Raw genomic sequence first — 12,491 nt, forward strand, 5'->3', positions numbered from 1 at the left:
CATTCACGAGCCCATTGATCGCCAACCGCCTCCGGAAACCGTCGACAAACGCTGTTCTTAGAGATCAACGAAGCCACACGTGCGCCGTCAAAGCCGCCAGGGCAAGGACCGCACCGCCAAGATCTGCGTGACCGCCAGCGTCCTGAAGCCCCCCACCACTCCCGGCGGAGCCTGGACCCTGCACGGCTGGAGCTACACCCACCGCCGCTGGGAGCTCTACCACCAGGCGCAGGCCGCCTTCCACGCGAACGCCTACCCCGCCGGCAAGATGACCGACTTCGACGACGACAACCGCGGTCTCAAGACGGTGGCCCAGCACATCGACCAGGCTCTGGCCGACCTCTGCGACTACCTCGGTGGCATCCCCTACATCGTCACCGTCGACGGCGTGGCCACCCGCCGCCTGTGGCTGGGCCTCCACAACCGCCGCCAAGGGCAGCCGCCCACACGCAACAGCACCTGGCTGCCCGCCAGCACCCTCCCGGCCCGTGAACGCCCGCTGGCCGTGGTGCGCATCAACAAGGACATGGACGAGGTACCGCGCCCCATTCGGGTCAGCCACCGCAGTGTCGACGGCACCGTGGCCCGCACCAACAAGGTCACCAACCTGCTCTACCAGGTCACACCCGACTTCGGGTCCCCCACCTGGCTGCTGTCCACCGTCCCGCCCCAGTTCGACGGCGCCGGAGCCGGCCGACTCGGCGAGGACATCACCCGCTGGAGCGCCAGCCACGGCTCCAGCGACGCCGAGAACCGCCGCAAGAACGAAGTCCGCCCCAACTGGTACAGCATGACCGCCACCGAGATCTATCCCACCATCACCGCCGCCCCTGCCAGCACCGGCATGGACCCGGACACGGCCCCGATCGAACCCCAGTCCCTCGCACTGGCTTCAGCCCGCCTCTGCCACCAGCCCCTGGCCTGGGCCAGCCGCACCCGCTACCCCGTCCCCCTCCACGCCGCACAGCAAATGGACCTCGACCACCCCCAATACCGGCGCAGCGCCCTGGCCGACGATCAGAACGCCGACACCACCCCGGCCGGCCGCTGACCTTGGAAGCGGAAATTTCCCGCCTCCTGCCGCGCTTTCCCAGATTTCGGGGAGGTGGCCAGTCCCGCGGCGACCGTTACATGAGAGGTGGAGCCAAGAGCAGGCACGCCAAGCTGAGCGCCGACAAGTTCCGGGCGTTCGCTGCTCTCGGACTGGAATGGGCTGAGGTGTAAAAGCCACGCCGCCCCACGAGGGTGCCGCTCAGAACATCACCGGGGCACCACCAGGCCGCCCCGACGGCGGGCGGGCCCAGGGCGGCGGGATACACGGGCCGGGGTGCTGGTGCCCGGCCGGATCAGACACGGTCCCTCTTCAAGGCCGACCCGGACGGACCTCACCAAGCGCGCCTCTTCGGGTCGGCTGAGGTCCACCGCCTCCTACGCCGAGGCCGCCGGCTTCGCGGCCTGCACTTCATCGGCGGGGGCACCCGCAGCAGCCCCTACGGTCTCCGTCCGCCGGTTCGCTGGACGTCTCACCGGCCCGGCCGTGGTCTCGGTCAAGTCCACCGCCTCATCGGTATCGCACCCGCGTCGCCGGGCTCCTGCAGAACACGCCCGCTGGCAACCGCATCGTGCCGGCTCGGAGCCGGACCTGCGCGAATCGTTCGCTGGGGAGGCGGACGTCGGCCCCGGCCGCTCTGTTGCCCACGAAAGCTGCGACGGCCTGCGAGGCGGCGGCAGGGCCGACAGCAGCTCCCACAAAGGTGTCGAACCGGCAGCCCACGACGCCAGTACGCGACGGTCGACGAGGTGAAGGCGCTGCTGCCCGGCGAAGACCCGGCCGGGCTGGGTGATCCTTCCGTTGGTCACCAGCACCACGACGTCGCCCTTGTGGACGGGGCGGCCTGTGCCGTTGAGGACCTGCAGTTCGGGGGTGCCCACCGGGGCACCCTGGTCGCCCTGGCGGCGGTGCTTGCACTGGATCACCCAGCGCCGCCCCAGCGGATCGGTGGCCTTCACATCCGCCCCCAGATCACCCCGTCCGCCGACCTGGACCGCATCGCTGCGCCGTCGCGGTACATCAGGTCACGCACCGCGTGCTCGAACTGCCGGTGAGACAGGCCATCCAGTTGCGCCAGTTGATAGCGCAGAGCCTACGCGCGGGCCCGTTCCTGCTGGGCGTGCTCGGTCCGCTGCTCCACCACCAGGTTCCGCCGAGGCCCGCGAGCAGCAGCCACCACTGCGCGAGAAGCCAGTTGACCACCACGATCGCGATCACGATTGCTGCTCCGACGGCCAGGAGATCGGCCTGGGTGTCCTGCTGACGGCGCCGGCGGCTGCCGGTGCGCCGTCTGGCGGGTGGGCGCCGGGTCATCGCTCAGCTCCCAGGGTGGAGAAGTCGATCGGGTAAGAGACCGTCGGCCGGGGTAGCGGCCCCCTCGGCTTGGGTGTGTCGAACTTGATCGGGTACGACACGGTGGGGCGCGGCACTGCGCCCTTCGAGGTGCTGCCGGCGTTGTGGTCGAAGCGGATGGGATAGGTCGCCGACAGCCGGTGTGGCTCGCTGCCCGAGGCATTCGTCGGTGCTGTGTTGCCGAAGCCGAGCACGGCCAGACCGAACAGCGCGAAAATGGTCATCTCCCGGCGAGCGCCCGGCGCCCATCGGGAGTGTCCGCGTACTGGCGTCCCGTCGGAACGCACGTACGACCGGACATAAGGCATGTGGTCCTCCCCCACTGTTCGCGCCTTCCCCGCAATCACCCACGTGCTGTCGGCCGGCGCTGACAACGGATCACGCCCAAGCCATCAACTGCCCTTGCAACACGCACAGTTCAGGCCAGCGCGGGGCGGGCTTGCCTCTGATGGCGGCCTCGTCCGGGGCGCTGGGAGCCAGACCGTGCCCTGCTGGTGCCCTCACCGCGTGAGAGCGCCGAAAGTGCGCTCGACCTGGGCAATCGGGGCGTGCCGGGTCCCACGCGTGCTCACTGGGAGTACGGGTGACGGACAGCCCTTGTACGGGTGTTCGGAAGCTGGATCCGGTCAATTCCCTGACGGGGGCTCTGGCGCCGCGGATCCCAGGCCGAGCTCGTCTAGCGCTGCCCGGCGCTGCGGATTGAGGCGGGAACTGCGGCGGCGCAGGTTGGTCAGCCATTGCCCCAGCCGCACCTGCTCGCCTTCGATCTGCTCGATGTGCCGTTGGGGGACGTCGAGGTGGCCCTCTCGTTCGCGGTAGGCGCGTGCGGCAGCCAGCCCGCGTTCGAAGGCGCGCTCCCGTGCTGACAGCGGCGGATTTTCGGCGTGGGAGACGGGTGTGTCCTCAAGGGCGAGGCCAAGGGTCCTCAGGAGGCGGTGCTGCTCGGGGTGGAGGCCATCAGCATGCCGACGCTGGGCCGCAAGCCACTCCCCCGCTGGTGAGGCGTCTGGGGCCAGTTCCTTCTGCCTGCGGACTGTGTGGTAAGCGCGCTGCCAGGTGATCGGCCAGGGCGGGTTCCACCACGGGTCCAGGGCGGTGAGGGCGGCGGCGCGTTCGACGGAGAGGCCACTTGCGCGGGTGCGCTGGGTGGCGAGCCAGCGGCCGAGGGGGAAGCCGTCGTGGGTTTCGTCGACGGGGGCAGCGAGGTGGCCGTGGCGGACGGCGTATGCGGTGGCGTGGGCGAGACCGCGTTCGAATGCCTGCTGGCGGGGGTCCCAGATGATGCCGAGGCGTTCGAGGGCCTGGGTGCGGGGGGTGTCGAGGACTTTGGTGGTGTGGAGGTGGCGCTGCCAGGTGAGCCAGCGGCCCAGCGGGTAGCCGGTGGGGGCCTCGTAGGTCTGGGGGACGTCGAGGTGGTGGTGGGTGCGGTGGTAGCGGCGGGCGGCGGCCAGGCCGTGGCGCCATTCGGCGCTCTTGGGAGCAAGCACGCGCAGGGAGAGGGCGAGGGCGACTTCTTCGGCCTGGGTGGGGCGGTCGAAGCGGAGCCATGCCTCGGGGTCTTCGGGGGGCATGGTGGGGCGGTGGGTGCGGGGGTCGGCCAGGCGGGCCTCGAGGCGGCTGTCGTGGGCGCGCAGGGCTTGGATGGTGCGCCACAGGGGGGTGTAGGCGTCGGCGCCGAGGAGGTCGTCGGGGTCTTCGTCGGGGGTGAGGTAGACGGGGACGACGAGGGTGGCCTTCTTGCCCGCGCCGGGCTTTTGGCGCAGGGCGCGGCCGACGGCCTGGACGGTGTCGACGGGGCTGGTTTTGGGGTCGGCGAAGACGACTGCGTCGATGGCGGGGACGTCGATGCCTTCTCCCAGGACGCGGGCGTTGGACAGGACGGCCGGTGCGTGGGGGGTGGTGTGGGAGGCGAATTCGAGCAGGAGACGCCGGCGGACCTGGGGGGTGTGGTGGCCGCTGATCCAGTTGGCCCACAGGTCCTTGGGGCGGAGTTGGTCGGGGAGGGTGGCGGCGGTGTCGGCGAGGGTGGCGGCAAAGGCGCGGGCGTCGGCGACGCGGTGGTGGAAGGTGAGGATACGGCGCAGCTGGTGGTCGTGGATGGCGCGCAGGGCTGCGACCTGGCGGCCGGCCAGGCGTAGTCCGTCGACGCCGGCGCCGGGTCCGGTGGCGAGCCAGTCACGCAGGTCTTCGTCGGTGACGACGGGGACGAGGATCTGGTAGTCGGCGAGCAGGCCGAGGTCGATGGCGTCGGAGAGGGTGAGGCGGTAGGCGACGGGGCCGAAGAGGGTTTCGTCGTCCATGGACGCCACCGCCTCTGCGTCGCTGTCCTGGGTATCGTCGGGGTCCCAGATGCGGGGGGTGGCGGTCAGGTAGAGGCGGCGGGCGGCGGGGATCTGGTCGTCGTGGTGGACGGCGGCCCAGGCTTTGCCCAGGCGGCCGGCGGTTCTGTGGGCCTCGTCGACGACCACGAGGTCCCAGGGGGGCAGGTGGTGGTCGCGGTGGGCGGCGATGACGGCGGGCAGGGAGGCGTAGGTGGCGTACGCGGTGACCGGCCCGGAGCGGGAGGCGGTGGTGAGGGCGGTGAGCTCGGCGGGGTCGGTGGTCAGGGGGGTGTCGGCGGCGACGGGCTCATGGTCGAGAGCCTGGCGGGCCGAGCACACCGCGACCGTGGCGCCTTTGCGGCCGGCTGCACGCCAGAAGCGGATCGTCTGCGACAGCAGGTCCAGCGTCGGCAGCAGCACCAGGACCCGGCCACGGGCGGCGATGCGGGCGGTGGTGCGGGCGGCGATGAGGGTCTTGCCCGTGCCGCAGGCGGCGATCACGCTCGCGCGGGGGCGGTCGCGGAGCATGGCGGTCGTGGCGGTGACGGCTTCCTTCTGGTGGGACCGCAGTTCGATGTCGGGAGCCATGGGGATGCTGCTGCTCCGTGGGGTCGGTTGGGCTGTGCAGGGGCGGGGCAGGAGCCGGCGCCCCTGCACAGTTGCAGGCTATTCGGCTGCTTCGGTCAGGTGGGCGAGGGTAGAGCCGGCGGGGTCTTTGCGGACGTGCAGGCGGTGGGTGATGCGGCGGCGCAGTTCGGGGATGTGGCTGATGACGCCGACGGTGCGGTCGTGGGCGCGCAGGGAGTCCAGGACGTCGAGGACCTTGTGGAGGGTGTCTTCGTCGAGGGTGCCGAAGCCTTCGTCGATGAAGAGGGTGTCCAGGGGGTTTGCGCCGGCTTCATGGGTGACGACGTCGGCCAGTCCCAGGGCGAGGGAGAGGGAGGCGAAGAAGGATTCGCCGCCGGAGAGGGTGTCGGTCTTGCGGGGCCGGCCGGTCCAGGAGTCGGTGATTTCCAGGCCGAGGCCGGAGCGAGCGCCGCGGGCGGCTTGGTGGTCGGAGTGGGAGAGGGCGTAGCGGCCCTCGGACATGATGTGCAGGCGGGTGTTGGCGGCGGCGACGACCTCTTCGAGGCGGGCGGCCAGGACGTAGGCCTCCAGCTGCATGCGGATGCGGGCGCTAGGTGAGTTGCCGGTGACGAGTTCAGCCAGGTGGCGGGCGGTGGTGTGGGCCTGCTCGAGCGGTTTGAGGTGTTGGACAGCGGCTTCAAGGCCGGCGGCCAGGGCGATGAGGGCCTGGTTGCGGGTGTGGGCGGCGCTGGCGGCTGTGGCTGCTTTGGCGTTGTAGTCGTCGGCGGCGGCCCGGGCGGCTGTGGCGGCATCGAGGTCGGCGGGCGGCTGTGCGGCGGCCTGTTGCAGTTCCGGGTTTTCCAGGACTGCGGTGTGTGTGGCGCGGGCCTCGCGCCACTGGGTGATCTCTTCGTCGATGGCGTGCAGGTCTTCGTCACTGAGCAGGGCTTGCTGGGCGAGCGCCAGGGTGTCGAAGCCCTCGTCTTTGGCGGCGATGGTGGCCTGGGTGGTGCGGTGGGTGAGCGTCTGGGCGGCGGCGGTGAGGTGGTGGGAGGCCTCGGCGGCTTCTTTGAGACGGTCGGCGGTGCGGGTCAGGTCGTCGGCGTGGGCGGCGACGGTGGGATGGGGGCCGCGGGCTACTGCGAGCTTGGCGGTCAGGTCGGTGAGCTGCTGGGAGAGGGTGTCGAAGCTGGCGTCGCGGGCGGACAGGCCTGCGGTGGCGGCGCTGTGCTGCTGGGTCCTGGCCGTGTGCTCGTTGTCGAGCGTGAGGAGTTCGTCCTGGACGGGGCCTTGGTCGGCGGCGCGGTCGAGGGTGTCGGTCAGCTGGGCGGTGAGGGTGGTGCGCTGGGTCTGGAGGTCGACCAGCGGGGTGTCGCCGGCTTCGCCGGTGGCAGCGGCAGCCTGTTCGCGCAGCCCGTGCAGCGCGGCCGCGGCGTCTTCCTGTGCGGCTTTGGCCTTCTCGTGGAGGGCTTCCGCGTCCTGTTCGTCCTGGCGTGTGGGCTGCCCGTCCTGGGGAGCGGCGGGAGCCGGGTGGGTGGGCGATCCGCAGACCGGGCAGGGGGTGCCGTCGGTGAGGGTGGCGGCGAGTTCGGCGGCCATGCCGTCGGTGCGCCGACGGCGGATGGTGAGGTAGGCCTGGCCGGTTCGGCCGGTGGTTGCCTCGGCATCGGCCAGGCGCTGTTCGGCTTTGGCGGACTTGGCGAGATGCTCGTCGCGGCGTCGGGCGGCTTCGAGGCGGACCTCGAGGGCGTCCAGGGCGTCCTGGTGGCGGCGGCCTTCTTCTTCGGCCCGGAGGGCGGCTTCCCGCCGGTCTTCGAGGGCGCGGCGCCGGTCGGGCTCCTCGTCCAGCCATTGTCGGGCTGAGTGTTGCTGGGCGGCGAAGTCCTGCCGTTCGGCATCGATGCGTTCCAGGTCGGCGGTCAGCCGGCGGACGGTGTCTTCATCCGGGATGAGAGCCGTCAGGACGGCGGCTTCGGCGCGAAGGCGCTGCTCGGCGGCTTCCATCTGGCCGGTGTCCAGGTCGGCGTGTTCAGGCCGTAGCGACGCGCGGGTGGTGTGTGCAGTGTTCTCGGCCCGGGTGTGGTCGTCGGCGGCGGTGTGCGCGGCATGCAGCAGGGGTGCCACTTTCTGGGCGCGGCGGGCGTGGTCGCGGCGCTGCAGGAGTGCGTCGTGTTGCGGGGCCTGTTTGTCGAGCAGGTCGAGCTGCTGCCGGGCGCGGGTGTGGGCGGTTTGCTGCTGGTGCAGTTCGCGGGCTGCGGCCTCGAAGGACTGCTGCCTGCCGAGGTTCTCCTTGGCGGCGCCGGCTGCCTGGAGGGCCTTGTCGTGGTCGGCTTCGCTGGCGCGGACGAGGTCGCCGGCCCAGGCGCGGGCCGGTTCGGTGAGGGTGTGCGGATCATCGGCGGCGGGGGCGGTGTACTCGGTCGTCAGGTCGGGTCTGGCGGCCTGGTGGATGCGTTCGGCCAGGCGCAGCACATCTGCGCGGGCGGCGTCGCGGTTCTTCTCGGTGGTGCGGCTGTGGTCGTTGAGCCAGCGTTCGATGTACGAGAAGTGTCCGGTACGGAAGAGTTTGCCGAGGAGTTCTCGCCGGCCGTGGGCGTCGGCGTGGAGGAACTTGGTGAATTCGTTCTGTGGCAGCAGGACGACCTGGCAGAACTGGTCCCGGCTCATGCCCAGCAGGTCGGTGATCTCGGTGGCGGCCTCCTGGTGGGACTTGCTGGAGGCTTCCCAGCGGCCCTGGCCGTCGGCGTCGACGGCCCATTCGCTGAGGCGGGTCTCGGGCTTCTGGTCGGTTTCGCCTTGGCCAGATCGCTTGGGACGCTTTTGGGCGGGGATCCGGTGGATGCGCAGGCGGCGGCCGGCGAGGGTGGCCTCCAGGGTGACCTCGGTCAGCAGGCCAAGGGGAGCGTGGTGGCTGCGCAGCAGCAACAGGTCGCGGTCGCCTGGTGGTTTGCCGTAGAGGGCGAAGCATATGGCGGCGAAGATAGTGCTCTTGCCGGCTCCGGTGTCGCCGTGCAGGAGGAACAGGCCGTCGGCGGACAGGGCGTCGAAGTCGATGGTGTGGGTGCCGGCGAAGGGTCCGAAGGCCTGCAGGCGCAGGGTGTGCAGGCGCATGTCAGACGGTCTCCTTCCGTTGCTCGTTCAGGCGGGAGGCTTCGACGGCCCGCTGGAGTAGGGCGTCTTCGTCCGGTGTGGGGTCGGTGCCACGCATGCTGTTGATGAAGTCGCGGGTGATGTCGAGGTCGCTGCGGCCGCGGATGCGCTGGCTGTAGGTCGGGGTGTCGGTGGCCTGGGCGGGGATGTGGGCGGGCTTGTGCTTGAGGCTGGCGGTATAGCGGAAGCGGCGGCGCAGGCGGGCCATGGCCTCGAAGGGCAGTGCGGTGTCGGTCAGGGTGACCTCAAGCCAGGCGTCCTTCAGATGCTCGTAAGCGGGGCTGGTGAGGAGATCGTCCATGAAGCCGGTGACGCGTTCCAGGCGCATGGGCACGGGGCAGAGTATGTGAGTGACGGCGGGGGCTGCGCCTGGGACGAGGTCGACGAGGGTGAGCGATTTAGTGTGACCGGCTTCGGAGAAGGAGTACGCGAGCGGTGAACCGCTGTAGTGGACGCGGTCGGTGACGCGCTGGGGGCCGTGGAGGTGGCCCAGAGCCACGTAGTCGATGCTGTCGAAGACATCGGATCCCACGTGGGCGACGCCGCCCACGGCGATGTCGCGTTCACTCTCGGACTCTTCGCTGTCCCGGCGTTCCTCGGGCTGCCCGGTACCGGAGGTGACGAAGGCGTGGGCGATGACCACGGACCGGGTGCCGGCTGCTTGGTTGCTGGTGAGGTCGGCGTGGATGCGGTCCAGGGCCGCAGTGAGCACGGCGCGGTGGGAGGCGGCTTCCGCTTCCAGACGGTCGCGGACCAGCGACGGCTCGAGGTAGGGAATCCCGTACACAGCAACCGGGCCGTCTGCGTCTTCGAGGAGGACGGGGACGTCGCAGGTGGCCGGGTCGGTCCTCAGGTGGATCCCGGCGCGGGCGAGGAGTCCAGATCCCACGCCGAGGCGGTGTGCAGAGTCGTGGTTGCCGCTGATCATGACGATCGGCACGTCGAGGTCAGCGAGTTGGTGCAGAGCGCGGCTGAACAGGCGCACGGCGTCCAGGCTGGGGATGGCCCGGTCGTAGATGTCGCCTGCCACGAGGATCGCGTCGACGTCCTCGGTGCCGGCAGTGTCGACCAGGTGGTCGAGGAAGGCGCGCTGGGCGGGAATCAGGTCTTCTGTGTGGAACCGGCGGCCCAAGTGCCAGTCCGAAGTGTGCAGAAACCGCATGAGCGCAGAGAGTAACCACAGGGAAGGTGGTTACGGGCCGTTTCCGTGATGAACGTGGAGACGGTGGGGTCGCGTGAGGGAGGCGCCGAAGGCCTGACCGGGGCTATCGGCCGCACTGGCTTCCGGTGCTGTGACCCTCGGTCTCGGGGAGGCGGAACACCTCGTCGCCACGTTCGGGCGTCGAGGCCATGCGTGGTGCCGCCCCGGGACAGGTAGTCCCAAGGCGGAACGGCGGGTCAGGAAACCTGGTCCAGGGTGGTGGGCAGTGAGATCACCGGCTGGGAGATGGTCTGCGGGATGCAGGCGGGAGCAGTGCGGCCGGCCTGGGTGCAGGTCAGGGTGAGGAGTTGGAGGTAGCCGAGAGAGACCGGCCGTCCGGGGAGCTTGCCGGTTGCCTGTTCGAAGCGCTGGAATGTGGTGGACTTGATACCCAGGTGGCCGGCGACGTCGTGGAGCTCGAGCCCTGCGGCTTCGCACGCTTTGCGGAGGGGTTCGGCGTTGTCGTGCCAGATCTGCGGCGCCCTCTCGGTGGTCTCCGGGGCAACACCGGCCCGCGCCGTGGCAAGGACTGCCTGGATTCGGTCGGTACGGGGTCCCAGCAGGAACCGCGCCAGTCGGGCAGCGTCGGCCTCGCGGTCAACGCCCTCGCTCCAGGGCTGGGAGGCTTCCTCGTACACGCGGCCTCGGGCCGCGGCGCAGTCCTCGCGCTCACCGGGGCCAGCGCCGTAGGTGCTGTGGCGGTCGCTGGTGCAGGCCAGCGTGCCGTCCTTCGCAAGATCCATGTCGCGGAACTCGTCGTCGATCTCGATCTCCTTGATGATGTCCCTGACCTGCTGGCGTTCCTGTGGGGAGAGGACACTTGCGAGGGCTACAGCGGCGGCCTGGGCTTCGGGCCGGCCGGCAGGCTCGAAGCTGCCGCCCCAGGCGTGGGATGCGTCTTCACCCTTCGCCTTCTGGAAAGCCACGTCGATGGCTTCGAAGGTGTGCGGGCTCCAGGCCAGCATCATCAGCATGAGTTCCAGCAAGGCGCCCTGGGCGGCTGGTTCAGTCTCCTGGACGGCACTGCTGCCATGTCGGCGCCGGGGTGTTCAACCAGTCGGTGAAGGTCTCAGACCGACGGGGATCGGACGGTTGTACGTGCGTAAACCAGCGCACCGCCCTCACAACGCAGGCGTGCGCACGCTGGATGGCGGCGTACCAGCCGAACAGCGCCTCACGGTAGTCATCCACGTGCCGGTCCTCGACAAAGGTGCCGGTCGTGGTGCGGCAACGCTGCGGGCATTCCGCCGCGCACCCGGTAGAGAGCAGCACGAGTCTCAGGAAAGGTCCTCTCTGGTCATGCCTTTACCAAAACTCCGCGCTGCCAGCCCAAACAGCACTCCGCCGAGAATGAACCAAGGGTTCCACAGGGCGAGTGTCCAAAACTTCTGTGCCGAGCTGACTCCGTCGACCCCCGCCGCCCCCGTGATGAGCAGCGCCTCGACGACGACCCCACGGACTAGCAACAGCCCGCTGATACCCCAGCCGAGCACCTTGAACAGCCCCCACGGGCGACCGTACACATCACGTCGACGCAGCCCCAGCGCCACCGAGGCACCGATCAGGCAGAGGCAGCCGACCCCCCACAGCCCGCCGACGACGAACCAGTCCGGTCGTTCGTCCGCGAGTCGCTTTCCCGCCGAGATGTCCAGCCCGGCTTCCCCTCCGAGTGCCCAGAAGAAGTGCGCACCCGCGAAAACGGTAGCCCAGCCGGCAGCGAGGTACCCATGCCGCCGTGAACTTTTCAACCGCAATGCACCACCCCCGGTTTGTGACTTTCCTGTGCATGTACGGAACGCACCCGCCCCAACCCGATCAGTGATGCCACGTCCCGCCAACGCATGGTCCGGTATGCACCACGTTGACAAACGCCTATCTCAGCCACACGCAAGGCGTGGAAACTTACACGGCGCGCTTCACCCGTGCCTGCACCAAGTCGAACCGGCCGATAATGTCCGCACAGTATGCCTCGGCCGGCATAGGACGCCGGTCAACGGCTCCAGAGATCAGCCGACCGCTTTGCCGTGTCCGCGGCGGACTATGCGGGCGACTCCTCCCCCGGCCCGCCCCGGCGTACAGACACGGACTCCCCACCGGCGCTGGCCTTCGACGACGGACCGGCCGACCCGGTCACGGGCGGAAGGACGATGCGGGCTGTACCGGCGGTCAGGTCGATGCGCGTGTGTGGCGGAGCACCGTCACCCTCCTCGTCACGGCGCCCTTCGTCCCGCTGCTGTTGTTCGATCTCGATCGACTTGTTGCCGTTAAAAATCAGGCCGAACTCGTCGAACGCGGAACCCGTCAAGGGACGCCTCGCGGGCGCCCGCGAGGAGCGCAAAACGCTACGCCCCCTGAAGCCCCGCATCAATAACTCCGCCGCACAGCAGATGAACAACAGTAGCGCCAGTGCCGGGAATGCAGCCTGTGCCCACATACCTGTCATGCACGGGAAGACGTGGCACCTGTCCAGGAAGTTCCCTTCGATCCGGCGTCCGCGGTGGACCCTGCCCGACGCGACAGACCCCAACTGGGCTATAACCAGGGGCACTTCAAAGATCGACCGCCGCATCTACGCGCTGTCCCGTTCCGTCCCGCGCCCGTCTGCAGGTGCGCGGAGCGGTCGACATGTACATCGGGCCGGACACGACCGGGCGGTGCTCCCAGCTTCGTGAGGGCAACCAGCGACCTGCGGTATATCCCCGGTCTTCCCACGGGCGTCTCGTTTCGTCCAGTGCTGTCCCGAACCTTGTACGACGAACCGACGCGGCGGACTCTGCAGTTGTCCGCACAGCGCACATACGCACGTCTCGGTGACCTTCGGGCGAGGAGAGCTGGCGAGGTGAGCCGG

The 12,491-nt window shown here is 69.7% G+C and carries 9 protein-coding genes and 1 pseudogene; 1 reads left to right on the top strand and 9 read right to left on the bottom strand.

The window, feature by feature from the left end:
• Positions 1 to 79: 79 nt before the first annotated feature.
• Positions 80 to 1,051 carry an RNAseH domain-containing protein gene (locus AAHZ94_RS16645; RefSeq protein ID WP_349993679.1) on the top strand — a complete coding sequence of 324 codons (972 nt, stop codon included), beginning with the start codon at positions 80 to 82 and terminating at the stop codon, positions 1,049 to 1,051.
• A gap of 647 nt (positions 1,052 to 1,698) precedes the next feature.
• Here AAHZ94_RS16645 and AAHZ94_RS16650 read toward each other — a convergent pair.
• From AAHZ94_RS16650 to AAHZ94_RS16690, 9 genes and pseudogenes are all read right to left on the bottom strand, one after another.
• Positions 1,699 to 2,365 (bottom strand): annotated as a pseudogene (locus AAHZ94_RS16650) (restriction endonuclease); the annotation flags it as partial.
• Entirely contained in the window at positions 2,362 to 2,628 is a 267-nt protein-coding gene (locus AAHZ94_RS16655; RefSeq protein ID WP_349993680.1) for a hypothetical protein, read from the bottom strand. The gene AAHZ94_RS16655 and the pseudogene AAHZ94_RS16650, both read right to left, overlap by 4 nt.
• A gap of 402 nt (positions 2,629 to 3,030) precedes the next feature.
• Positions 3,031 to 5,313 carry a DEAD/DEAH box helicase gene (locus AAHZ94_RS16660; RefSeq protein ID WP_349993681.1) on the bottom strand — a complete coding sequence of 761 codons (2,283 nt, stop codon included), beginning with the start codon at positions 5,311 to 5,313 and terminating at the stop codon, positions 3,031 to 3,033.
• A 78-nt stretch (positions 5,314 to 5,391) separates the two neighbouring features.
• The gene (locus tag AAHZ94_RS16665) at positions 5,392 to 8,403 is read right to left on the bottom strand and encodes an AAA family ATPase (RefSeq protein ID WP_349993682.1); all 3,012 of its coding nucleotides are present in this window, start codon (positions 8,401 to 8,403) and stop codon (positions 5,392 to 5,394) included.
• 1 nt (position 8,404) lies between these two features.
• Positions 8,405 to 9,604 carry an exonuclease SbcCD subunit D gene (locus AAHZ94_RS16670; protein ID WP_349993683.1) on the bottom strand — a complete coding sequence of 400 codons (1,200 nt, stop codon included), beginning with the start codon at positions 9,602 to 9,604 and terminating at the stop codon, positions 8,405 to 8,407.
• Positions 9,605 to 9,840: 236 nt separating this feature from the next.
• Positions 9,841 to 10,617 carry a helix-turn-helix domain-containing protein gene (locus AAHZ94_RS16675; RefSeq protein WP_349993684.1) on the bottom strand — a complete coding sequence of 259 codons (777 nt, stop codon included), beginning with the start codon at positions 10,615 to 10,617 and terminating at the stop codon, positions 9,841 to 9,843.
• A gap of 31 nt (positions 10,618 to 10,648) precedes the next feature.
• Complete coding sequence (locus AAHZ94_RS16680; RefSeq protein WP_349993685.1) at positions 10,649 to 10,915, bottom strand: hypothetical protein; 267 nt, start codon at positions 10,913 to 10,915, stop codon at positions 10,649 to 10,651.
• 5 nt (positions 10,916 to 10,920) lie between these two features.
• On the bottom strand, positions 10,921 to 11,391 hold the full coding sequence (locus tag AAHZ94_RS16685; protein ID WP_349993686.1) for a DUF3995 domain-containing protein: 471 nt from the start codon (positions 11,389 to 11,391) through the stop codon (positions 10,921 to 10,923).
• A gap of 290 nt (positions 11,392 to 11,681) precedes the next feature.
• A complete protein-coding gene (locus AAHZ94_RS16690) occupies positions 11,682 to 11,948 on the bottom strand; it encodes a DUF6191 domain-containing protein (protein WP_349993687.1) in 267 nt (88 codons plus the stop codon).
• Positions 11,949 to 12,491: the final 543 nt, after the last annotated feature.

Source organism: Streptomyces sp. HSW2009, from assembly GCF_040240285.1.
GTDB lineage: Bacteria > Actinomycetota > Actinomycetes > Streptomycetales > Streptomycetaceae > Streptomyces.

Excerpts from the sequence above, each read along its gene's own strand:
- AAHZ94_RS16675 (WP_349993684.1), bottom strand. The coding sequence starts at position 10,617 with ATGCTGATGATGCTGGCCTGGAGCCCGCACACCTTCGAAGCCATCGAC.
- AAHZ94_RS16655 (WP_349993680.1), bottom strand. The coding sequence starts at position 2,628 with ATGACCATTTTCGCGCTGTTCGGTCTGGCCGTGCTCGGCTTCGGCAAC.
- AAHZ94_RS16665 (WP_349993682.1), bottom strand. The coding sequence starts at position 8,403 with ATGCGCCTGCACACCCTGCGCCTGCAGGCCTTCGGACCCTTCGCCGGC.
- AAHZ94_RS16660 (WP_349993681.1), bottom strand. The coding sequence starts at position 5,313 with ATGGCTCCCGACATCGAACTGCGGTCCCACCAGAAGGAAGCCGTCACC.
- AAHZ94_RS16670 (WP_349993683.1), bottom strand. The coding sequence starts at position 9,604 with ATGCGGTTTCTGCACACTTCGGACTGGCACTTGGGCCGCCGGTTCCAC.